The organism is Rhizobium sp. SAFR-030, from assembly GCF_059415005.1.
On record NZ_JBPFDO010000001.1, the window covers coordinates 211,035 to 229,737 of the forward strand.

General features: G+C 60.7%; 31 protein-coding genes. 2 read left to right on the top strand and 29 right to left on the bottom strand.

Annotated elements, in window-relative coordinates; all coding sequences use genetic code 11:
* Positions 1 to 38: 38 nt before the first annotated feature.
* A complete protein-coding gene (locus ACR65N_RS01075; RefSeq protein WP_440455427.1) occupies positions 39 to 461 on the bottom strand; it encodes a DUF4112 domain-containing protein in 423 nt (140 codons plus the stop codon).
* 239 nt (positions 462 to 700) lie between these two features.
* On the opposite strand from ACR65N_RS01075, the gene msrP reads away from it, so the two are divergent.
* Positions 701 to 1,648, top strand: coding sequence for a protein-methionine-sulfoxide reductase catalytic subunit MsrP (gene msrP, locus ACR65N_RS01080; protein ID WP_440455428.1), 948 nt, complete (start codon positions 701 to 703; stop codon positions 1,646 to 1,648).
* 1 nt (position 1,649) lies between these two features.
* Positions 1,650 to 2,315 carry a protein-methionine-sulfoxide reductase heme-binding subunit MsrQ gene (msrQ, locus tag ACR65N_RS01085; RefSeq protein WP_440455429.1) on the top strand — a complete coding sequence of 222 codons (666 nt, stop codon included), beginning with the start codon at positions 1,650 to 1,652 and terminating at the stop codon, positions 2,313 to 2,315.
* Between the two features lie 119 nt (positions 2,316 to 2,434).
* On the opposite strand, the gene rplQ is transcribed toward msrQ, so the two are convergent.
* The 28 genes from rplQ to tuf all read right to left on the bottom strand — a co-directional run bounded on the left by rplQ (position 2,435) and on the right by tuf (position 18,636).
* Entirely contained in the window at positions 2,435 to 2,860 is a 426-nt protein-coding gene (gene rplQ / locus ACR65N_RS01090) for a 50S ribosomal protein L17 (protein ID WP_430307979.1), read from the bottom strand.
* A gap of 45 nt (positions 2,861 to 2,905) precedes the next feature.
* Entirely contained in the window at positions 2,906 to 3,916 is a 1,011-nt protein-coding gene (locus ACR65N_RS01095) for a DNA-directed RNA polymerase subunit alpha (protein WP_430307978.1), read from the bottom strand.
* 177 nt (positions 3,917 to 4,093) lie between these two features.
* Positions 4,094 to 4,483: a 30S ribosomal protein S11 gene (gene rpsK / locus ACR65N_RS01100; protein WP_430307977.1), complete on the bottom strand. Its 390-nt coding sequence runs from the start codon at positions 4,481 to 4,483 to the stop codon at positions 4,094 to 4,096.
* A 129-nt stretch (positions 4,484 to 4,612) separates the two neighbouring features.
* Entirely contained in the window at positions 4,613 to 4,981 is a 369-nt protein-coding gene (rpsM, locus tag ACR65N_RS01105) for a 30S ribosomal protein S13 (protein WP_430307976.1), read from the bottom strand.
* Positions 4,982 to 5,223: 242 nt separating this feature from the next.
* A complete protein-coding gene (locus tag ACR65N_RS01110; protein ID WP_430307975.1) occupies positions 5,224 to 5,874 on the bottom strand; it encodes an adenylate kinase in 651 nt (216 codons plus the stop codon).
* Entirely contained in the window at positions 5,871 to 7,211 is a 1,341-nt protein-coding gene (gene secY / locus ACR65N_RS01115; protein ID WP_430307974.1) for a preprotein translocase subunit SecY, read from the bottom strand. The genes ACR65N_RS01110 and secY overlap by 4 nt, the downstream gene beginning before the upstream one ends.
* Before the next feature lie 233 nt (positions 7,212 to 7,444).
* Positions 7,445 to 7,918, bottom strand: a complete 474-nt coding sequence (gene rplO, locus ACR65N_RS01120) for a 50S ribosomal protein L15 (protein WP_430307973.1) — start codon at positions 7,916 to 7,918, stop codon at positions 7,445 to 7,447.
* 16 nt (positions 7,919 to 7,934) lie between these two features.
* Entirely contained in the window at positions 7,935 to 8,144 is a 210-nt protein-coding gene (rpmD, locus tag ACR65N_RS01125) for a 50S ribosomal protein L30 (RefSeq protein WP_440455430.1), read from the bottom strand.
* 14 nt (positions 8,145 to 8,158) lie between these two features.
* Positions 8,159 to 8,728: a 30S ribosomal protein S5 gene (gene rpsE, locus ACR65N_RS01130; RefSeq protein WP_430307971.1), complete on the bottom strand. Its 570-nt coding sequence runs from the start codon at positions 8,726 to 8,728 to the stop codon at positions 8,159 to 8,161.
* 138 nt (positions 8,729 to 8,866) lie between these two features.
* Positions 8,867 to 9,229, bottom strand: coding sequence for a 50S ribosomal protein L18 (gene rplR, locus ACR65N_RS01135; protein WP_430307970.1), 363 nt, complete (start codon positions 9,227 to 9,229; stop codon positions 8,867 to 8,869).
* 12 nt (positions 9,230 to 9,241) lie between these two features.
* Entirely contained in the window at positions 9,242 to 9,775 is a 534-nt protein-coding gene (gene rplF / locus ACR65N_RS01140; RefSeq protein WP_430307969.1) for a 50S ribosomal protein L6, read from the bottom strand.
* Positions 9,776 to 9,817: 42 nt separating this feature from the next.
* Positions 9,818 to 10,216 (bottom strand): 30S ribosomal protein S8, encoded by a 399-nt coding sequence (gene rpsH / locus ACR65N_RS01145; protein WP_430307968.1) that lies wholly within the window; start codon positions 10,214 to 10,216, stop codon positions 9,818 to 9,820.
* 13 nt (positions 10,217 to 10,229) lie between these two features.
* Positions 10,230 to 10,535 (bottom strand): 30S ribosomal protein S14, encoded by a 306-nt coding sequence (rpsN, locus tag ACR65N_RS01150; RefSeq protein WP_430307967.1) that lies wholly within the window; start codon positions 10,533 to 10,535, stop codon positions 10,230 to 10,232.
* A 32-nt stretch (positions 10,536 to 10,567) separates the two neighbouring features.
* On the bottom strand, positions 10,568 to 11,125 hold the full coding sequence (rplE, locus tag ACR65N_RS01155; protein WP_430307966.1) for a 50S ribosomal protein L5: 558 nt from the start codon (positions 11,123 to 11,125) through the stop codon (positions 10,568 to 10,570).
* The gene (gene rplX, locus ACR65N_RS01160) at positions 11,118 to 11,426 is read right to left on the bottom strand and encodes a 50S ribosomal protein L24 (RefSeq protein WP_430307965.1); all 309 of its coding nucleotides are present in this window, start codon (positions 11,424 to 11,426) and stop codon (positions 11,118 to 11,120) included. The genes rplE and rplX overlap by 8 nt, the downstream gene beginning before the upstream one ends.
* 13 nt (positions 11,427 to 11,439) lie before the next feature.
* Positions 11,440 to 11,808 carry a 50S ribosomal protein L14 gene (gene rplN / locus ACR65N_RS01165; protein WP_007770138.1) on the bottom strand — a complete coding sequence of 123 codons (369 nt, stop codon included), beginning with the start codon at positions 11,806 to 11,808 and terminating at the stop codon, positions 11,440 to 11,442.
* A gap of 235 nt (positions 11,809 to 12,043) precedes the next feature.
* On the bottom strand, positions 12,044 to 12,280 hold the full coding sequence (gene rpsQ / locus ACR65N_RS01170) for a 30S ribosomal protein S17 (protein ID WP_430307964.1): 237 nt from the start codon (positions 12,278 to 12,280) through the stop codon (positions 12,044 to 12,046).
* Positions 12,281 to 12,292: 12 nt separating this feature from the next.
* Entirely contained in the window at positions 12,293 to 12,493 is a 201-nt protein-coding gene (gene rpmC, locus ACR65N_RS01175; RefSeq protein WP_046792688.1) for a 50S ribosomal protein L29, read from the bottom strand.
* 12 nt (positions 12,494 to 12,505) lie between these two features.
* A complete protein-coding gene (gene rplP, locus ACR65N_RS01180; protein ID WP_165220144.1) occupies positions 12,506 to 12,919 on the bottom strand; it encodes a 50S ribosomal protein L16 in 414 nt (137 codons plus the stop codon).
* Between the two features lie 38 nt (positions 12,920 to 12,957).
* Positions 12,958 to 13,692 carry a 30S ribosomal protein S3 gene (gene rpsC, locus ACR65N_RS01185; RefSeq protein ID WP_430307963.1) on the bottom strand — a complete coding sequence of 245 codons (735 nt, stop codon included), beginning with the start codon at positions 13,690 to 13,692 and terminating at the stop codon, positions 12,958 to 12,960.
* Entirely contained in the window at positions 13,692 to 14,081 is a 390-nt protein-coding gene (gene rplV, locus ACR65N_RS01190; protein WP_062457763.1) for a 50S ribosomal protein L22, read from the bottom strand. Before rplV ends, rpsC begins: the two co-directional genes overlap by 1 nt.
* Positions 14,082 to 14,083: 2 nt before the next feature.
* Complete coding sequence (rpsS, locus tag ACR65N_RS01195) at positions 14,084 to 14,362, bottom strand: 30S ribosomal protein S19 (RefSeq protein WP_028735901.1); 279 nt, start codon at positions 14,360 to 14,362, stop codon at positions 14,084 to 14,086.
* Between the two features lie 15 nt (positions 14,363 to 14,377).
* Positions 14,378 to 15,214, bottom strand: a complete 837-nt coding sequence (rplB, locus tag ACR65N_RS01200; RefSeq protein WP_430307962.1) for a 50S ribosomal protein L2 — start codon at positions 15,212 to 15,214, stop codon at positions 14,378 to 14,380.
* 17 nt (positions 15,215 to 15,231) lie between these two features.
* Positions 15,232 to 15,525 carry a 50S ribosomal protein L23 gene (locus ACR65N_RS01205; RefSeq protein ID WP_430307961.1) on the bottom strand — a complete coding sequence of 98 codons (294 nt, stop codon included), beginning with the start codon at positions 15,523 to 15,525 and terminating at the stop codon, positions 15,232 to 15,234.
* A complete protein-coding gene (gene rplD, locus ACR65N_RS01210; RefSeq protein ID WP_430307960.1) occupies positions 15,522 to 16,142 on the bottom strand; it encodes a 50S ribosomal protein L4 in 621 nt (206 codons plus the stop codon). Before rplD ends, ACR65N_RS01205 begins: the two co-directional genes overlap by 4 nt.
* Positions 16,143 to 16,155: 13 nt before the next feature.
* Positions 16,156 to 16,797: a 50S ribosomal protein L3 gene (gene rplC, locus ACR65N_RS01215; protein ID WP_430307959.1), complete on the bottom strand. Its 642-nt coding sequence runs from the start codon at positions 16,795 to 16,797 to the stop codon at positions 16,156 to 16,158.
* A 37-nt stretch (positions 16,798 to 16,834) separates the two neighbouring features.
* Positions 16,835 to 17,143: a 30S ribosomal protein S10 gene (gene rpsJ / locus ACR65N_RS01220; RefSeq protein ID WP_003547547.1), complete on the bottom strand. Its 309-nt coding sequence runs from the start codon at positions 17,141 to 17,143 to the stop codon at positions 16,835 to 16,837.
* Between the two features lie 317 nt (positions 17,144 to 17,460).
* Entirely contained in the window at positions 17,461 to 18,636 is a 1,176-nt protein-coding gene (gene tuf / locus ACR65N_RS01225; protein WP_440455431.1) for an elongation factor Tu, read from the bottom strand.
* Positions 18,637 to 18,703: the final 67 nt, after the last annotated feature.

The window sequence follows — 18,703 nt, forward strand, 5'->3', positions numbered from 1 at the left end:
GTGCCTGGCCACCCTACTCGGTTGCCAGGCCACAGGCGTCAGCGCCGCTGGTGCAACTCGTCGGGATGGACGCCGAAGTGGTCGAGGATGATCTGCAGGTTGCGACGGTGCGACTTGAAGAACACATCGAAGAGGTCGCCGACCATCGGCACGCTGCCGACGACGCCGTCGAGCGCGATATTGCCGACCATCTGCGCAAGCTTGGATGGCGGGATGCCGAGGCGCCGGGCTTCGTTGACGATATAAAGGCCAACCATCGCGCCGCCTGCATCGCCGACCAGCGGGACAAGGCCCATGATCGAGTCGGCGCCAAACCGGATGCCCGTGCCCGGAATACGGATCGCCGTATCCATCACGCGGGCGATCCCTGCAAGACGGCGCAGACGCCGAAGCCGCTCGATAGGATCGATCTGATCCGCGAACGCTGCACCCTGCGTTTCATTCCAGCTTCTGGCGACCATCCGGCTTCTCCCCGAGCGATAATCTGACAGGCTCTAGATGGTGAACCCTTGCCGAGAGTTCAACGGTGAAGCAGTGCAAGGAGACAAGCTGCTTTGCTTCGGTCACATGCAGATTGACCGCATCGCTGATCTTTCACACAAAAGTGGTCGCCAGAAGATTTCGCCGCCTGTGAAACCGCCGCGGTTTTCTCTACGTATGAGAGGAGGAAACGCCGCATCGAGCTGCCGAGGAGATGTTCATGGCCGCCTACCGTCCGCCGTCGATTGCTTCATCCGAGATCACGCCCCACCAGGTCTACCTGTCCCGGCGGACCTTCATGGCCGGCGCCGCAGCCGGCCTTGCGCTTTCCGGCGCTGGCAGCGCCTTGGCCGCACCCCTCGTCGGCAAGCCGACAGCCTACAAGGTCGACGACAAGCTGACGCCACAGAAGGACGTCACGACCTACAACAATTTCTACGAATTCGGCGTCGGCAAGGCGGACCCCGCCCAGAACAGCGGCGAGTTCAAGCCGCGGCCCTGGACGATCGAGGTCGGTGGACTGGTGGCCAAGCCGCAGGTCATCGACATCGAGACGGTGATGAAGGAATTCGCCATGGAGGAGCGCATCTACCGGATGCGCTGCGTCGAAGCCTGGTCGATGGTCATCCCGTGGATCGGCTTTCCCATCTCCGCCCTTCTCGACCGGGTGGAGCCGCTGGGCTCGGCGAAATACGTCGCCTTCCAGACCGTCGTCCGGCCGGAGGAAATGCCAGGCCAGGGAGGCTTCTTCCAGGCGCTCGATTGGCCCTATGTGGAGGGCTTGAGGCTTGACGAGGCACGCAATCCGCTCGCCATCCTCGCGACCGGTCTCTATGGCGAAACGCTGCCGAACCAGAACGGCGCGCCGATCCGGCTGGTAGTGCCCTGGAAATACGGCTTCAAGGGGATCAAGTCGATCGTCAAGATCACCCTCACCGAGAAGGAGCCGCCGTCCACCTGGAACCTGTCGGCGCCGAAGGAATACGGCTTCTACGCCAACGTCAATCCGCAGGTCGACCATCCGCGCTGGAGCCAGGCGTCCGAGCGTCGCATCGGAGAGGGCGACGGCCTGTTCGGCGGGCGCCGGCTGGATACGCTTCCCTTCAACGGCTACGCCGACCAGGTCGCCAGCCTGTATTCGGGCATGGACCTGAAGAAGTCGTTCTGAGATGGCCGGCTTCTCGCTACCACCCCGGTTCCGCCCTGCCTCCATCTGGGCGCTATATGCCATCGGCCTGCTACCCGGCCTCTACGCCTTCTACCTCGGCATCTATGGCGGTCTGGGCGCGGATCCCGTCCGGGAATTCGAGCATCGCCTGGGCATCTGGGCGCTGCGCTTCCTGTGTCTCGGCCTGACGGTGACTCCGATCCGCGACCTGTTCTCGGTCAATCTGATCGCCTATCGGCGGGCACTCGGCCTCCTCGCCTTCTACTACGTGCTGGCGCATTTCACGGTCTATCTGACGCTCGACCGCGGTTTGGTGCTCTCCTCGATCGCCGGCGACATCCTCAAGCGGCCCTACATCATGCTCGGCATGGTCGGTCTGCTGATCCTGATCCCGATGGCGCTGACCTCCAACCGGTGGTCGATCCGACGGCTCGGAAGCCGGTGGAACGAGTTGCACAAGCTCGCCTATCCCCTGGTACTGGCGGCGCTTCTGCACTTCGTCCTGTCGCGCAAGAGCCTGACGCTCGAGCCTGCAATCTACATCGCAATCGTCGCGCTGCTGCTCGGCTACCGGGTGATCAGGCCGAAGCTGATGGAGCGCCGACGTCAGAAGAAGGCAGCCGCAATGCAGGGGGTCGGTCGGGTGGCTCAACCGCGGCCCAACTGAACAGCCAGACAAGCGAAGCTTTGACCATGAACGCAGAAAGGCCGGAGGATTTCTCCTCCGGCCTTTTGTCGTTCCGGCCTTCGGCGAGCCGCTCAAGCGGCTCGCGTCGGGTAAATGCCTCAAGCGGCTTCGGCAGCTTCTGCTTCAGCAGCAACGCGGGCCTTGTCGGCCGCGCCCTTGGCGTTGACGTCACGCTCGACGAACTCGATGACGGCGAGAGCGGCGTTGTCGCCCTGGCGGTAGCCGGCCTTCATGATGCGAAGGTAGCCGCCGTTGCGGGTTGCGTAACGGGTCGCGATGGCGTCGAAGAGCTTCTTGACGGCATCCTGATCCTGGATCTGCGAGATCGCCTGACGACGAGCATGCAGGTCGCCGCGCTTGCCGAGCGTAACCAGCTTTTCTACGATCGGGCGAATTTCCTTCGCCTTCGGCAGGGTGGTTACGATCTGCTCATGCGTGATCAGCGAGGCTGCCATGTTGGCAAACATGGCCTTGCGGTGGCTGGCGGTGCGGTTGAGCTTGCGGCCGGCTTTCTGGTGGCGCATCTCTGGTCTCCTTTACTTGCAGGCATCCGCCTGCAGTCTAAATGGTTAGTACTGGTCTTCGTAGCGCTTGGCGAGATCTTCGATGTTCTCCGGCGGCCAGGCCGGAACTTCCATGCCCAAATGCAGGCCCATGGAGGCGAGAACTTCCTTGATCTCGTTCAGCGACTTGCGACCGAAGTTCGGGGTACGGAGCATTTCCGCCTCGGTCTTCTGGATCAGGTCGCCGATGTAGACGATGTTGTCGTTCTTCAGGCAGTTCGCCGAACGGACGGAAAGTTCCAGTTCGTCGACCTTCTTGAGGAGCGCCGGGTTGAACGCGAGTTCGGTAACGGCTTCCTCTTCGGCTTCCTTCTGCGGTTCGTCGAAGTTGACGAAGACCGACAGCTGGTCCTGAAGGATGCGAGCGGCGAAGGCAACGGCGTCCTCGCCAGTAACCGAGCCATCGGTTTCGATGGCCATGGTCAGCTTGTCGTAGTCGAGAACCTGGCCTTCACGGGTGTTTTCCACCTTGTAGGACACTTTCTTGACCGGGGAGTAGAGGCTGTCGACCGGGATGAGACCGATCGGTGCGTCTTCTGCACGGTTACGATCGGCAGGAACATAGCCCTTGCCGTTGTTGACCGTGAACTCCATGCGGATCTCCGCGCCCTCGTCGAGCGTGCAGATGATGTGGTCGGGGTTAAGGATCTCGATGTCGCCGACAGTCTGGATGTCGCCGGCGGTTACCGAGCCCGGGCCCTGCTTGCGCACGACCATGCGCTTTGCATCGTCGCCATCCATCTTGATGGCGATTTCCTTGATGTTCAGCACGATGTCCGTCACATCCTCGCGAACACCGGGGATGGAGGAGAATTCGTGCAGTACGCCGTCGATCTGCACTGCAGTCACTGCTGCACCGCGCAGCGACGACAACAGAACGCGACGAAGGGCGTTGCCGAGCGTCAGACCAAAGCCGCGTTCCAGCGGCTCGGCGACGAGCGTCACCTTCGTGCGGCCGGACGAGGTGAACTCCACCTTGTTCGGCTTGATCAGTTCCTGCCAGTTCTTCTGGATCATGTGTTTCACCTTCCGTTCGCTGCCACTATCCAATCGTGGCAACCGAGCATGAGAAGCGCCAAGAAAGAGACTTCTTCTTCGGCGTTACGGCAAAGCCGCCATACCTCGAATGCGAGATAAGGCGGCATCACCGAAATTCAGACCGAGGCCTCCCAGCGGAAGGCCTGCGAAGACGCGTCAGACGCGACGCTTCTTGCGCGGACGGCAGCCGTTGTGCGGGATCGGCGTCACGTCACGGATGGAGGTGATCATGAAGCCGGCAGCCTGCAGGGCGCGCAGAGCCGATTCACGGCCGGAACCCGGACCGGTGACTTCGACTTCGAGCGTCTTCATGCCGTGTTCCTGCGCCTTCTTGGCAGCATCTTCAGCAGCGATCTGAGCGGCGAACGGGGTCGACTTACGCGAACCCTTGAAACCCTTTGCACCAGCCGAAGACCAGGCAATTGCATTGCCCTGCGCGTCGGTGATGGTGATCATGGTGTTGTTGAACGTCGAGTTCACGTGGGCAACGCCCGACGAGATGTTCTTGCGTTCGCGACGGCGGACGCGAGTGGCTTCCTTGGCCATGTCTTTCCTTTCGTTGATATCGTCACCGCCGTAGTGCCAGCGGCTCCACCGGGCAAGACCGAGGCCTTACCCAAACTCAAAAAGAGGCCAGCGACGAAGCGCCGGCCCCTCTTCCCGGATAACCGGAAATTACTTCTTCTTACCGGCAATCGCCTTCGCCGGACCCTTGCGGGTGCGGGCGTTGGTGTGCGTGCGCTGACCGCGGACCGGAAGGCCGCGACGGTGACGCAGGCCACGGTAGCAGCCGAGGTCCATCAGACGCTTGATGTTCATCGCGGTATCGCGACGAAGGTCACCCTCGACCTGATAGTCGCGGTCGATGGTTTCGCGGATCTGCAGGACTTCAGCGTCCGTCAGCTGATGAACGCGACGATCAGCCGGAATACCGACCTTCTCGACGATTGCCTGAGCGAATTTAGGGCCGATCCCGTGAATGTAGGTCAGCGCGATAACGACGCGCTTCGCGGTCGGGATGTTGACGCCAGCGATACGTGCCACGCCTATTCTCCTTGGTTCCAGTTGCCATCCGGCAAGTGGTACTTCTTCCATGAGAGCGGCCTTCAACAAGGGCCACCCGGTCAATCTCATCCGATACAAGTCAAAGCGACCGCTACGGATCCCTTTCGGGAGATCCGCGCCGATCGCAATGAATTGAAGCGAGTTGGCGCGGTCTTTAACGGAATCGGCGAAAAATTGCAACCGTTCCCGCCAAGATTCTTATTCACAAGGCGAAGCATCCCTCAGAGGGACGCCAGGATCGCCTCGATGTCTCTCGTCACCACATCCATGTCGGCCATGCCGTCGACTGTCTTAAGCCGGCCCTTGGCGTAGTAGTAGCCGATCAGCGGCGAGGTTTCCTTGTAGTAGACCTCGAGGCGCTGGATCATGGTCTCGGCATTGTCGTCCGGTCGGCGCTTGAAGTGGGTCGAGCCGCACTTGTCGCAGACGCCCTCGCTTGCCGGCTTGTGGTCCGTGTCGTGGTAGACGCTGCCGCACTGGGCGCAGGAATAGCGGCCGGAAACCCGGCGCACCAGTTCCTTGTCGTCGACCTTCAGTTCGATCACCACCGACAGGTCGAGACCCTTGGCATGCAGCATCGATTCTGTCGCGTCCGCCTGCACCAGGGTGCGTGGAAAACCATCGAGAATGAAGCCCTTGGCGCAGTCCGGCTGATCGATTCGCTCGGAGACGATGGCAATGACGATATCGTCGGATACCAGCTTGCCGGCATCCATGACCGCCTTGGCGCGTTTCCCGACTTCCGTCTCGGCCGCTACCGCGGCACGCAGCATGTCACCGGTGGAGAGCTGCGGAATCCCGTATTTCTCCACGATCCGCTGGGCCTGGGTCCCCTTACCCGCGCCCGGCGGCCCCAAAAGAATCAGTCTCATCGTCCCCTCTTTCCTCCACGCAACTTCGACTTCTTGATCAGACCCTCGTATTGCTGGGCAATGAGGTGACCCTGGATCTGTGCTACCGTATCGAGGGTTACACTGACAACGATCAAAAGCGAAGTACCACCAAGGGCTAACGGGATACCCGTGCGCGCAATCAGTGTTTCTGGAAGAATGCAGACGAACACCAGGTAGATCGCACCGACGACGGTGATCCGCGTCAGCACGTAATCAATGTACTCGGCGGTACGGTCGCCCGGACGTATACCCGGGATGAAGCCACCGTGCTTCTTCAGGTTGTCGGCCGTGTCCTTCGGATTGAACACGATGGCCGTGTAGAAGAAGGCGAAGAAGGCGATCAGCGCACCATAGAACACCATGAACAGCGGCTGGCCGTGCTGCAGGGCGGCAATGATGCTCGTCGCCCAGGTCGGCAGGCTGGTGTTGCCGGCAAAGCCCGCGGCCGTCGCCGGCAGGAGTAGCAGCGACGACGCGAAGATCGCCGGGATGACGCCAGAGGTGTTCAGCTTCAGCGGCAGGTGCGAGGTATCACCCTGGAACATCCGGTTGCCGACCTGGCGCTTCGGATACTGGATCAGCAGGCGTCGCTGGGCACGCTCGACGAAGACGATCAGAGCGATGACGCCGATGGCGACCACGACGACCAGGAGAATCAATGCCGTCGACAGCGCCCCAGTACGGCCGAGCTCGAGCGTGCTGGCGAGAGCTGTCGGCAGGCCTGCGGCAATGCCGGCGAAGATGATCAGCGAGATGCCGTTGCCGATGCCGCGCGAGGTGATCTGCTCACCGAGCCACATCAGGAACATCGTGCCGCCAAGCAGAGAGACGACCGTCGAGATACGGAAGAACCAGCCCGGATCAAGGACGATGCCGTTGCCGCTCTCAAGCCCGACGGCGATGCCGTAGGCCTGCAGCGTGCCGAGCAGCACGGTGCCGTAGCGCGTGTACTGGTTGATGATCTTGCGGCCCTGTTCGCCCTCCTTCTTGAGGTTCTCAAGCGAGGGAACGACCGAGGTCATCAGCTGGACGATGATCGAGGCGGAAATGTACGGCATGATGCCGAGGGCAAAGATCGCCATGCGCTGGACAGCGCCGCCGGCGAACATGTTGAACAGCCCGAGGATGCCGCCGGCCTGGCCGCGGAAGGCCTGCGCATAGGCTTCCGGATTGAGGCCGGGGAGCGGAATGTGGGTGCCGAGGCGGTAGACCAGAAGTGCAGCCAGCGTAAACCAGAGGCGCTTCTTCAGGTCAGTTGCCTTCGAGAAGGTCGAAAAATTGAGATTTGAGGCCAGTTGTTCAGCTGCAGAAGCCATGCATTTCTCCGCCTGACCAATTCCGACGGGATGCAGGGAGCCCCATCCGGAAGGCAGTCCATATTCAGGTTCAGAAAACCGGGAGACGGAAGGGCTGCAGCGCAACCAATGCCTCACCCCATTTTCCGCGATGGCCCGGCTGAGCGCCGCCAATGCGGCCCGGGCACGTGAGGCTCACATATGAGAGCAAAATCGCCCGGTGTGAAGAACCCCGGGCGATTTCAAGAGATATATTATTCGGCCGAAGCGACTTCTGGCAGCTTGATCGAGCCGCCAGCCTTTTCGATCTTCTCGACGGCGGCCTTGGAGGCGCCGGCAGCTTCGATCGAAACCTTCGCCGTCAGTTCACCGTCAGCGAGGATGCGAACGCCATCCTTCAGGCGACGAATCACGCCGGCAGCCTTGAGCGCAGCAGCATCGATGGTGACCGAGCCGTCGAGCTTCTTGGCATCGATGGCGGTCTGGATGCGGCCGAGCGACACAACAGCAAATTCCGAACGGAAGATGTTGGTGAAGCCGCGCTTCGGCAGGCGACGGTAGATTGGCATCTGACCGCCTTCGAAGCCGTTGATCGACACGCCGGAACGGGCCTTCTGACCCTTGACGCCGCGACCACCGGTCTTGCCCTTGCCCGAGCCGATACCGCGACCTACGCGGATGCGGTCCTTGCTGGAGCCTTCGTTATCTTTGATCTCGTTGAGTTTCATGATCTCTACTCCCGTCTCACTTCTCGCCGACGACGCGAACGAGATGCTGGACAGCCCGGATCATGCCACGAACAGAAGGCGTATCTTCCAGCGTGCTAACCCGGTGCATCTTGTTGAGGCCCAGACCGACGAGCGTTGCGCGCTGTACGGCCGGACGGCGAATGGGGCTGCCGATCTGTTCGATCGTAACCGTCTTTGCTTCAGTCTTCTGCGTAGCCTTGGCCATGGATCAGACTCCTCTTATTCTTCAGACGCGTTGCCGGAAGCGGCACGGCGAGCCTGAAGCGTGGCGTACTTGAGGCCGCGCTGAGCTGCGATGTCCTTCGGGTGCACCTGATGCTTCAGGGCGTCGAACGTGGCGCGAACCATGTTGTAGGGGTTCGACGAACCGGTCGACTTGGCAACGACGTCATGAACGCCGAGCGTTTCGAAGACGGCGCGCATCGGACCACCGGCGATGATGCCGGTACCAGCCTTGGCGGAGCGCAGCAGAACCTTGCCGGCGCCGTGGCGGCCGTTGACGTCGTGGTGAAGCGTGCGGCCATCGCGCAGCGGTACGAATACCAGATCGCGCTTGGCAGCTTCGGTTGCCTTGCGGATGGCTTCCGGCACTTCGCGTGCCTTGCCATGACCGAAGCCTACGCGACCCTTCTGGTCGCCGACGACGACGAGAGCAGCAAAGCCGAAACGACGGCCGCCCTTGACGACCTTGGCAACGCGGTTGATCGCGACCAGCTTGTCGACGAATTCGCTATCGCGCTCTTCGCGGTTCTGGCGATCGTTGCCCGAACCTCTTCTATCTTGTGCCATTGTCCTTTTCCTTTTTCTTTTCCGGGTGCAACGGGCGATTTCTGGGAGCCAACCGCCAAACAGGCGGAACGACTGATGATGGCGGAGTGACCGCCTTTCGCCCGACCTCCCCTTATCGAGGCAGCCGGGCGAAAATTCTTAGAAGCTCAGACCGCCTTCGCGGGCAGCATCGGCGAGTGCCTTGATGCGGCCGTGGAAGATGAAGGCGCCGCGATCGAACACGACTTCCTTCACGCCGGCCGCCGTGGCGCGCTCGGCAACGAGCTTGCCGACGGCAGCAGCAGCTGCAGTGTCGGCGCCCGTCTTCAGAGACGTACGGAGGCCCGTATCGAGCGTCGATGCAGCAGCCAGCGTGCGGCCGGCCACATCATCGATGATCTGGGCGTAGATGTTCTTCGACGAGCGATGAACCGACAGACGCGGGCGGCCATTGGCAACCGCCTTGATCTGGCGGCGCACGCGGCTCGCGCGCTTCGAAAGCGCTTCTTTCCTGCTAGCCATTTCGCGTCACCCTTACTTCTTCTTGCCTTCCTTGCGGACGATCCGTTCCTCGGCGTACTTGACGCCTTTGCCCTTGTAGGGCTCCGGACCGCGGTATTCGCGGATTTCCGCGGCAACCTGACCGACCTGCTGCTTGTTGATGCCGGTGACGACGATTTCCGTCGGCTTCGGCACGGCAATCGAGATACCCTGCGGGGGCTCGTAGACAACGTCGTGGCTGAAGCCGAGCGACAGCTGCAGGTTCTTGCCCTGCATGGCTGCGCGGTAACCGACGCCGTTGATTTCAAGCTTGCGCTCGAAACCGTCCTTCACGCCCTTGAAGATGTTCTCGATCATCGTGCGGGACATGCCCCACTTCGAACGAGCATCCTTGCTGTTGGACGCCGGGGTTACCGACACAGCATTGTCTTCCAAGGCAAGCTTCACTTCGTCATTGGCGACGAAGACGAGTTCGCCCTTCGGGCCCTTTGCAGTTACCGTCTGGCCGTCAACGGCAGCCGTAATTCCTGCAGGGACCTGAACGGGCTTTTTACCGATACGAGACATGTTTCAATCCTGTCTGTTCGTTCTGGAGATCCTTGCCCGGTCTTAGAAGACCGAGCAAAGAACCTCGCCACCAACGTTCTGTTCGCGAGCCTGGTGATCGGCCATCACACCCTTCGGAGTCGAAAGGATGGTGATGCCGAGGCCGTTCGCGACCTGCGGAATGGACTTTACCGAGACATAGACCCGGCGGCCCGGCTTGGACACGCGGCCGATCTCACGGATGACCGAAGCGCCTTCGTAGTATTTCAGTTCGATTTCGATCTCGGACTTGCCGTTGCCGTAGTCGACCTGGGTGTAACCGCGGATGTAGCCTTCCGACTGCAGCACGTCGAGAACGCGAACGCGCAGCTTGGAAGCAGGCGTGGACACGGTCGACTTGCGGCGGGCAGCGCCGTTGCGGATGCGGGTGAGCATATCGCCCAGAGGATCAGTCATGGTCATGGAAACCGTCTCCTTACCAGCTGGACTTCACGATGCCGGGCACCTTGCCCAGGTTGCCCAGTTCGCGCAGCGCGATACGGGACATCTTGAGCTTGCGATAGAAGGCGCGCGGACGCCCCGTCACTTCGCAGCGGTTACGGATACGTGTCTTGGAACCGTCGCGCGACATCGAAGCGAGCTTCAGGGTAGCCTGAAAACGCTCTTCGATTGCGAGCTCCTGGTTCATGATGGTGGCCTTCAGCGCTGCGCGCTTCGCAGCCTGATTGGCAACCGTCTTGCGGCGGCGCTTGTTCTTTTCGACTGCGCTTGTCTTCGCCATATCGAGTTCCTTCTCTACGCTCGTCGTTACGGTTACTGACGGAACGGGAAGTTGAACTCTTTCAGAAGAGCCCGTGCTTCGTCGTCCGTGTTTGCCGTCGTGCAAACGATGATGTCCATGCCCCACATCTGATCAACCTTGTCGTAGTTGATCTCCGGGAACACAATGTGCTCCTTGATGCCCATGGCGAAGTTGCCACGGCCGTCAAAGCTCTTCGGATTCAGGCCGCGAAAGTCGCGAACGCGCGGAAGCGCGATGTTGATCAGGCGATCCAGGAATTCATACATGCGGGCGCCGCGGAGCGTCACCTTGGCACCGATCGGCATTCCTTCGCGGACCTTGAAGCCGGCGATGGAGTTGCGAGCGTGGGTGATGACCGGCTTCTGGCCAGCGATTGCCGCCAGGTCAGCTGCCGCCACGGTGGGCTTCTTCGAATCGGCAGTCGCTTCACCAACACCCATGTTGATGACGATCTTGTCGATCTTCGGGATCTGCATCTCGTTGGCGTAGGAGAACTGCTCCTGCATCGCCGCACGGATACGCGCGTTGAATTCAGCCTTCAGACGCGGTTCGTACTTTGCCTCAGCCATCGATGACATCTCCCGTACGCTTGGCCACACGGACCTTCTTGCCATCCACTACGGAGAACCCAACGCGGGTCGCCTTGCCGTCTTTCGCGACGATCGCGATGTTCGACAGGTGGATCGAAGCTTCTTTGTTGATGATGCCGGCTTCCTGGCTCTGGGTCTGGCGCTGGTGGCGCTTGACCATATTGAGACCGCGAACAACGGCGCGATCTTCCTTCGGCATCACTTGAATGACTTCACCGGTACGGCCCTTGTCCTTGCCGGTGAGTACGACGACGTTGTCGCCCTTGCGAATCTTCTGCATGGCTACCGCTCCCTTAGAGTACTTCCGGAGCCAGCGAAATGATCTTCATATGGTTCTTGGCGCGAAGTTCGCGCGGAACCGGTCCGAAGATACGGGTGCCGATCGGCTCTTTCTTATTGTCGATGAGGACCGCTGCGTTATTGTCGAAGCGGATGACGCTGCCGTCGGGACGGCGGATGTCCTTGGCGGTGCGAACGACGACAGCCTTCATAACGTCGCCCTTCTTGACGCGGCCGCGCGGGATCGCTTCCTTGATCGAAACGACGATGATGTCGCCGATGGAAGCGTACTTGCGCTTGGAGCCGCCCAGCACCTTGATGCACATGACACGACGCGCGCCGGAATTATCGGCAACGTCGAGGTTTGTTTGCATCTGAATCATGTCAGGTCGCCTTTTCGTAAAGACCGGAACGGTTGGGCGCAAAGCCCCCTTTTCCGGCTCATGGACATATTTTCATTGTTCGCGCGGGTGGGGTCTTGCCAAGGTGGTTTCCGAGATCGGACCTTCCCTGCGCTGCAAAGCAAAAGAACGCCCGTGACCGGGCGTTCTGCGCCAATGCGCTGCTTCATACAGATTTCTGCGCCGAACACAAGGCCCGAACGCAATAACCTGCGTATTAAGCCTGGGCGGCGATAACCGTCCAGGTCTTATCCTTCGAGATCGGTGCGCATTCCTGAATGGAAACGAAGTCACCGGTCTTGTACTGATTGTTCTCGTCGTGGGCCTTGTACTTCTTGGAACGACGAACCGTCTTCTGGAGCAGCGGGTGAGCGAAACGACGCTCAACCCGAACCACTACCGTCTTGTCGTTCTTGTCGCTGACCACGACGCCCTGCAGAATGCGCTTCGGCATATTGTTTTTCCCTTAGGCCTTTGCTTCTGCCGCCTTCTGGCGGGCAATGGTTTTCACGCGAGCGATGTCCTTGCGGACTTCGTTGATGCGCGAGGACTTTTCAAGCTGACCGGTGGCCTTCTGGAAGCGCAGGTTGAACTGCTCCTTCTTGAGCTCCGCAAGCTTGTCCTTGAGCTGATCGGCCGTGAGGCCGCGTACGTCTTCGGCTTTCATGTGCCTCACCCCTTACTCTGCGATGCGCTGAACGAAGCGCGTCTTGACCGAGAGCTTGGCGGAACCGAGACGGAGCGCCTCGCGGGCAATGTCCTCGGACACGCCGTCGATCTCGAACATCATACGACCAGGCTTGACCTTGCAAGCCCAGTATTCAACGGAACCCTTGCCCTTACCCATACGGACTTCGGTCGGCTTTGCCGTGACCGGAACGTCAGGGAACACACGGATCCACACGCGACCAGCGCGCTTCATGTAACGCGTGATCGCGCGGCGGGCCGCTTCGATCTCGCGTGCATTGACGCGGTTGGGTTCGAGAGCCTTGAGGCCGAATTCACCGAATGCCAGGTCGAAGCCACCCTTGGCTACGCCCTTGATGCGGCCCTTGAACTGCTTGCGGTACTTGGTACGCTTTGGCTGCAACATTTTCTTACTTCTCCGAGCTTATCTTTCGCCAGCGCTGATCAAGCGTTTTCGCGGCGACGGTCGCCACGATCGCCGCGGTCGCCGCGGCTAGCGGGTCCCTGAGCGTCACCTTCGAGAGCGCGGCGTTCAGAAGCCATCGGATCGTGTTCAAGGATTTCACCCTTGAAGATCCAGACCTTGATGCCGCAGATACCGAATGCGGTTTCGGCTTCAGCCGTACCGTAGTCGATGTCGGCACGCAGCGTGTGAAGCGGAACCCGACCTTCGCGGTACCATTCGGTACGAGCGATTTCGGCGCCACCGAGACGGCCTGCGCAGGTGATCTTGATGCCTTCGGCGCCAAGACGCATGGCCGACTGAACGGCACGCTTCATGGCACGACGGAACGCAACGCGGCGTTCCAGCTGCTGGGCGATCGACTGAGCGACCAGCGTGGCATCAACTTCCGGCTTGCGCACTTCAACGATGTTGAGGTGCGTTTCGGACGAGGTCATCGAAGCGATCTTCTTGCGAAGCTTCTCGATGTCGGCGCCCTTCTTGCCGATGATCAGACCCGGGCGAGCCGAGTGGATCGTGACGCGGCACTTCTTGTGCGGACGCTCGATGACCACCTTGGCGATGCCGGCCTGCTTCAGCTCGGACATCAGATAGGCGCGGATCTTCAGGTCTTCGTGGAGCAGCTGGCCGTATTCGGCATTGTCGGCGAACCAACGGCTGTCCCAGGTACGGTTAATGCCGAGGCGGAAACCGATTGGATTGATTTTCTGACCCATTATGCGGCCTCCCCTTTTTCCTCGACTTCGCGCACGACGATCGTGAGGTGCGCGAAGGGCTTTTCGATGCGGGAAGCACGGCCACGGCCACGAGCGTGGAAACGCTTCATGGTGATGGACTTGCCGACATAGGCTTCCGCGACGATCAGCGTGTCAACGTCGAGGTCGTGGTTGTTCTCGGCGTTGGCGATAGCGGACTCGAGGGTCTTCTTCACCGTGCCTGCGATGCGCTTGCGGGAGAACTCCAGTTCTGCCAGGGCGCGTTCAACCTTCTTGCCGCGGATCATGGCGGCAACCAGGTTCAGCTTCTGCGGGCTGACGCGAAGCGTGCGGGCGACTGCCTGCGCTTCGTTGTCCTTCAGCCGGCGTTCGGTCTTTGCCTTCGCCATGATTACTTCCTCTTAGCCTTCTTGTCCGCGCCGTGACCGTAGTAGGTCCGGGTCGGAGAGAATTCGCCAAACTTGTGGCCGACCATGTCCTCGTTGACGCTGACCGGAACATGCTTGCTGCCGTTGTAGACGCCGAAAGTGAGACCGACGAACTGCGGCAGGATCGTGGAGCGACGGCTCCAGATCTTGATCACTTCGCTGCGGCCGCCTTCACGAACCTTCTCAGCCTTCTTGAGAAGATAGCCGTCAACGAACGGGCCTTTCCATACTGAACGAGCCATTTCTGACTACCTCTCTTACTTCTTCTTCAGGTGGCGCGAGCGCATGATGAACTTGTCCGTAGACTTGTTCGAACGAGTCCGCTTGCCCTTGGTCGGCTTGCCCCAGGGGGAAACCGGGTGGCGACCACCGGATGTACGGCCTTCACCACCACCGTGGGGGTGGTCGACCGGGTTCATGACGACACCGCGGTTATGCGGGGTCTTGCCGCGCCAGCGGGTGCGACCAGCCTTGCCGTCGTTGGTGTTGCCGTGATCCGGGTTCGAGACCGCACCGATCGAAGCAAGGCAGGAGCCGTGCACGAGGCGCTGTTCGCCGGAGTTCAGGCGAAGGATCGCCATGCCTGCGTCACGACCGACCAGCTGCACATAGGTGCCAGCCGAACGTGCGATCTGACCACCCTTGCCGGGCTTCATTTCGACGTTGTGAACGATCGAGCCGACCGGGATGTACTGCAGCGGCATGGTGTTGCCGGGCTTGACGTCGACGGCCTTGTCGGAGGCGATAACCTTGTCGCCGGCAGCAAGGCGCTGCGGAGCGATGATGTAGGCCTGCTCGCCATCAGCATAGCTGATGAGGGCGATGAAGGCGGAACGGTTGGGGTCGTATTCCAGACGCTCTACCGTGCCCTCGACTTCAAACTTGCGACGCTTGAAATCGACCAGACGGTAGGTGCGCTTGTGACCACCACCGATGAAGCGGGCGGTGATGCGACCGAGGTTGTTACGGCCGCCGCTCTTGGAGAGGCCTTGCGTCAGCGCCTTGACCGGCTTGCCCTTGTGCAGGCCCGAACGGTCGACGATGACCAGCTGACGCTGGCTCGGGGTCGTCGGGTTGTAGCTTTTCAGTGCCATTGTTCTTGTTCCCTACCTCAGACGCCCGTCGACACGTCGATGGACTGACCTTCGGCAAGCGTGACGATCGCCTTCTTGACGTCCTTCTGCTTGCCGATGAAGCCGCGGAAACGCTTTACCTTGCCCTTGCGGACCAGCGTATTGACGGCCTTGACCTTGACGCCGAAGAGAGCTTCCACGGCAGCCTTGATTTCCGGCTTGGAAGCGTCCTTGGCGACGTTGAAGACGACCTGGTTCTGTTCGGAGACCAGCGTCGACTTTTCGGTGATCGAAGGAGATACGATCACATCGTAGTGGCGAAGATCGGTCACTTGAAACGCTCCTCTAGAGCTTCAACCGCAGCCTTGGACAGCACGAGCTTACCGCGACGCAGGATGTCGTAAACATTGATGCCCTGAACCGGCAGAACGTCGACGTTCGGGATGTTCTGAGCAGCGAGCTTGAAGTTCGCATCGATCTCCGAACCGCCGATGACCAGAACGTTGGTCAGGCCGAGCGAGGCGAACGTGCCGGCAAGCGCCTTGGTCTTTGCTTCAGCAGCGGTGAGCTGATCGACGATGATCAGGTCTTCAGCCTTCAGCTTGGCAGACAAAGCGTGACGCAGGGCAAGAGCGCGAACCTTCTTGGGAAGATCATGCTCGTGGCTGCGAACGACCGGGCCGTGGGCCTTGCCGCCGCCGCGGAACTGCGGAGCGCGCGCCGAATGGTGACGAGCGCGGCCCGTACCCTTCTGCTTGTACATCTTGGCACCCGTGCGCGATACTTCGGCGCGGGTCTTGGTCTTGTGCGTGCCCTGCTGCTTCTTGGCAAGCTGCCAACGAACCATGCGTGCCAGGATGTCCTGGCGGGGGTCGAGGCCGAAGATCTCGTCCGACAGGGAAACCTGGCCGGCGTCTTTACCCTCGAGGGTCTTGACGTTGAATTCCATGTGCTTGGCTCCCTTACTTCGCGGCCGACTTGACGGCGTCGCGGACGATGATCCAGGCACCCTTCGATCCGGGAACAGCTCCCTTGACGAGGATGAGACCACGGTCTTCGTCGGTCGAGACGACTTCGAGGTTCTGGGTGGTAACGCGCGTCTGGCCCATGTGACCAGCCATGCGCTTGCCCTTCCAGACCTTACCCGGGTCCTGGTTGGAACCCGTCGAACCGTGCGAACGGTGCGAGACGGACACGCCGTGCGTGGCGCGAAGACCACCGAAGTTGTGGCGCTTCATGGCGCCGGCGAAACCCTTACCGATGCTGGTACCGGTCACGTCGACCAGCTGACCAGCGGTAAAGTGGCTCGGGGTCAGCGCGGAACCGACATCAACGAGGTTGTCGGCATCGACGCGGAACTCCACGACCTTCGCCTTCGGCTCGACTTCAGCGACGGCGAAGTGGCCGCGCATTGCCTTGCTCGTATTCTTGACCTTTGCCTGGCCTGCGCCAAGCTGAACAGCCGTGTAGCCGTTCTTTTCTTCCGTACGGTGTGCGACGACCTGGCAGTTTTCGACGCGCAGTACCGTGACCGGTACATGCTCGCCGGCGTCGTTGTAGACGCGGGTCATTCCCACCTTTTGTGCAATTACACCTGAACGCATCGGTTCAATCCTTCTCACTCAGCCCGAGACAGGCGCCTCAGAGCTTGATTTCCACGTCGACGCCGGCGGCCAGATCGAGCTTCATCAGCGCGTCTACCGTCTGCGGGGTGGGATCCACGATGTCGAGCAAACGCTTGTGCGTGCGCATTTCGAACTGCTCGCGGCTCTTCTTATCGATGTGAGGGGACCGGTTTACCGTAAACTTCTCGATTCGAGTCGGAAGCGGAACGGGGCCCCGGACGCTAGCTCCGGTGCGCTTCGCCGTCGACACGATCTCACGCGTAGAAGCATCGAGAATCCGGTGATCGAACGCCTTCAGGCGAATGCGGATATTTTGGCCGTTCATTCGACGTTATCCTTGTTGTCTTTAACCCGATGCCAACATCACGGCATTGGGGGTTGTTCTCTCTAAAGGCGGACCACCGGTTTCAAAGATCGAGGGGAACACCTTGACGGCGTTCCCATCCATTCTTCGGGCCTGAGGCCCACCTTTTGGATTGTTCAGCCTGCACCACAAAAGCGAAGCAGGCAGCAAATCGCGCTCGCGCGCCATTTGCTACATTTTCGTGTCATAAGCAAGGGCCAGACGGCACCTGCTGGAAATTTCTTGTGCCATCGAGCACGTCGGGGTGGGCAGCGGAAGCCGCCCTCCCCGATGCCAGATTACTCGATGATCGAGGCGACGATGCCGGCGCCGACGGTACGGCCGCCTTCGCGGATAGCGAAGCGCAGCTTTTCTTCCATGGCGATCGGAACGATCAGCTCGACGACAACCGTGACGTTATCGCCCGGCATGACCATTTCCGTGCCTTCCGGAAGCGTGACGATACCCGTCACGTCCGTCGTGCGGAAGTAGAACTGCGGACGGTAGTTGGTGAAGAACGGCGTATGACGGCCGCCTTCTTCCTTCGTCAGGATGTAGGCTTCGGCATTGAACTTCTTGTGCGGCTTGACCGAGCCCGGCTTGCACAGGATCTGGCCACGCTCGACGCCGTCACGGTTCACACCGCGAACCAGTGCGCCGATGTTGTCGCCGGCCTGGCCCTGGTCGAGCAGCTTGCGGAACATTTCAACGCCGGTCACCGTCGTCTTGGAGGTGGCGCGGATGCCGACGATCTCGACTTCTTCGCCAACCTTGACGATGCCACGCTCGACGCGGCCGGTCACGACCGTGCCACGACCCGAGATCGAGAACACGTCTTCGATCGGCATCAGGAACGGCAGGTTGATCGGACGCTCAGGCGTCGGGATGTAGGCGTCGACCTGAGCCATCAGCTCGCGGATCGCGTCTTCGCCGATCTTCTTGTCCGAATCTTCAAGAGCGGCCAGAGCCGAACCCTTGACGATCGGAATGTCGTCGCCCGGGAAGTCGTAGGACGACAGAAGCTCGCGCACTTCCAGCTCGACGAGCTCGAGGAGTTCGGCGTCGTCGACCTGGTCGACCTTGTTGAGGAACACGACGATCGCCGGAACGCCAACCTGACGGGCAAGCAGGATGTGCTCGCGGGTCTGCGGCATCGGGCCGTCGGCGGCCGAGCACACCAGGATCGCGCCGTCCATCTGCGCTGCACCGGTGATCATGTTCTTGACGTAGTCGGCGTGGCCGGGGCAGTCGACGTGCGCATAGTGACGGGCAGGCGTCTCGTATTCGACGTGAGCCGTCGAGATCGTGATGCCGCGCGCCTTTTCTTCCGGTGCAGCGTCGATCTGGTCATACGCCTTGAATTCACCGAAGTACTTCGTGATCGCTGCCGTCAACGACGTCTTGCCGTGGTCAACGTGACCGATCGTGCCGATGTTGACGTGAGGCTTGTTGCGCTCAAACTTGCTCTTTGCCATTTCAGGCTCTCCAATCTTCTTTCCCGCACGAAGCGGAGCAATTCCTAGTTCATCTGTCTTAAGTGGC

Bases quoted from the DNA above. Each gene is read 5' to 3' on its own strand.
- ACR65N_RS01075 (WP_440455427.1), bottom strand. From the start codon at position 461: ATGGTCGCCAGAAGCTGGAATGAAACGCAGGGTGCAGCGTTCGCGGAT.
- msrP (WP_440455428.1), top strand. From the start codon at position 701: ATGGCCGCCTACCGTCCGCCGTCGATTGCTTCATCCGAGATCACGCCC.
- msrQ (WP_440455429.1), top strand. From the start codon at position 1,650: ATGGCCGGCTTCTCGCTACCACCCCGGTTCCGCCCTGCCTCCATCTGG.
- rplQ (WP_430307979.1), bottom strand. From the start codon at position 2,860: ATGCGCCACCAGAAAGCCGGCCGCAAGCTCAACCGCACCGCCAGCCAC.
- ACR65N_RS01095 (WP_430307978.1), bottom strand. From the start codon at position 3,916: ATGATCCAGAAGAACTGGCAGGAACTGATCAAGCCGAACAAGGTGGAG.
- rpsK (WP_430307977.1), bottom strand. From the start codon at position 4,483: ATGGCCAAGGAAGCCACTCGCGTCCGCCGTCGCGAACGCAAGAACATC.
- ACR65N_RS01110 (WP_430307975.1), bottom strand. From the start codon at position 5,874: ATGAGACTGATTCTTTTGGGGCCGCCGGGCGCGGGTAAGGGGACCCAG.
- secY (WP_430307974.1), bottom strand. From the start codon at position 7,211: ATGGCTTCTGCAGCTGAACAACTGGCCTCAAATCTCAATTTTTCGACC.
- rplO (WP_430307973.1), bottom strand. From the start codon at position 7,918: ATGAAACTCAACGAGATCAAAGATAACGAAGGCTCCAGCAAGGACCGC.
- rpmD (WP_440455430.1), bottom strand. From the start codon at position 8,144: ATGGCCAAGGCTACGCAGAAGACTGAAGCAAAGACGGTTACGATCGAA.
- rpsE (WP_430307971.1), bottom strand. From the start codon at position 8,728: ATGGCACAAGATAGAAGAGGTTCGGGCAACGATCGCCAGAACCGCGAA.
- rplR (WP_430307970.1), bottom strand. From the start codon at position 9,229: ATGGCTAGCAGGAAAGAAGCGCTTTCGAAGCGCGCGAGCCGCGTGCGC.
- rplF (WP_430307969.1), bottom strand. From the start codon at position 9,775: ATGTCTCGTATCGGTAAAAAGCCCGTTCAGGTCCCTGCAGGAATTACG.
- rpsH (WP_430307968.1), bottom strand. From the start codon at position 10,216: ATGACCATGACTGATCCTCTGGGCGATATGCTCACCCGCATCCGCAAC.
- rpsN (WP_430307967.1), bottom strand. From the start codon at position 10,535: ATGGCGAAGACAAGCGCAGTCGAAAAGAACAAGCGCCGCCGCAAGACG.
- rplE (WP_430307966.1), bottom strand. From the start codon at position 11,125: ATGGCTGAGGCAAAGTACGAACCGCGTCTGAAGGCTGAATTCAACGCG.
- rplX (WP_430307965.1), bottom strand. From the start codon at position 11,426: ATGCAGAAGATTCGCAAGGGCGACAACGTCGTCGTACTCACCGGCAAG.
- rplN (WP_007770138.1), bottom strand. From the start codon at position 11,808: ATGATTCAGATGCAAACAAACCTCGACGTTGCCGATAATTCCGGCGCG.
- rpsQ (WP_430307964.1), bottom strand. From the start codon at position 12,280: ATGCCGAAGCGCATTCTGCAGGGCGTCGTGGTCAGCGACAAGAACGAC.
- rpmC (WP_046792688.1), bottom strand. From the start codon at position 12,493: ATGAAAGCCGAAGACGTACGCGGCCTCACGGCCGATCAGCTCAAGGAC.
- rplP (WP_165220144.1), bottom strand. From the start codon at position 12,919: ATGTTGCAGCCAAAGCGTACCAAGTACCGCAAGCAGTTCAAGGGCCGC.
- rpsC (WP_430307963.1), bottom strand. From the start codon at position 13,692: ATGGGTCAGAAAATCAATCCAATCGGTTTCCGCCTCGGCATTAACCGT.
- rplV (WP_062457763.1), bottom strand. From the start codon at position 14,081: ATGGCGAAGGCAAAGACCGAACGCCGGCTGAAGGACAACGAAGCGCAG.
- rpsS (WP_028735901.1), bottom strand. From the start codon at position 14,362: ATGGCTCGTTCAGTATGGAAAGGCCCGTTCGTTGACGGCTATCTTCTC.
- rplB (WP_430307962.1), bottom strand. From the start codon at position 15,214: ATGGCACTGAAAAGCTACAACCCGACGACCCCGAGCCAGCGTCAGCTG.
- rplD (WP_430307960.1), bottom strand. From the start codon at position 16,142: ATGGAATTCAACGTCAAGACCCTCGAGGGTAAAGACGCCGGCCAGGTT.
- rplC (WP_430307959.1), bottom strand. From the start codon at position 16,797: ATGCGTTCAGGTGTAATTGCACAAAAGGTGGGAATGACCCGCGTCTAC.
- rpsJ (WP_003547547.1), bottom strand. From the start codon at position 17,143: ATGAACGGCCAAAATATCCGCATTCGCCTGAAGGCGTTCGATCACCGG.
- tuf (WP_440455431.1), bottom strand. From the start codon at position 18,636: ATGGCAAAGAGCAAGTTTGAGCGCAACAAGCCTCACGTCAACATCGGC.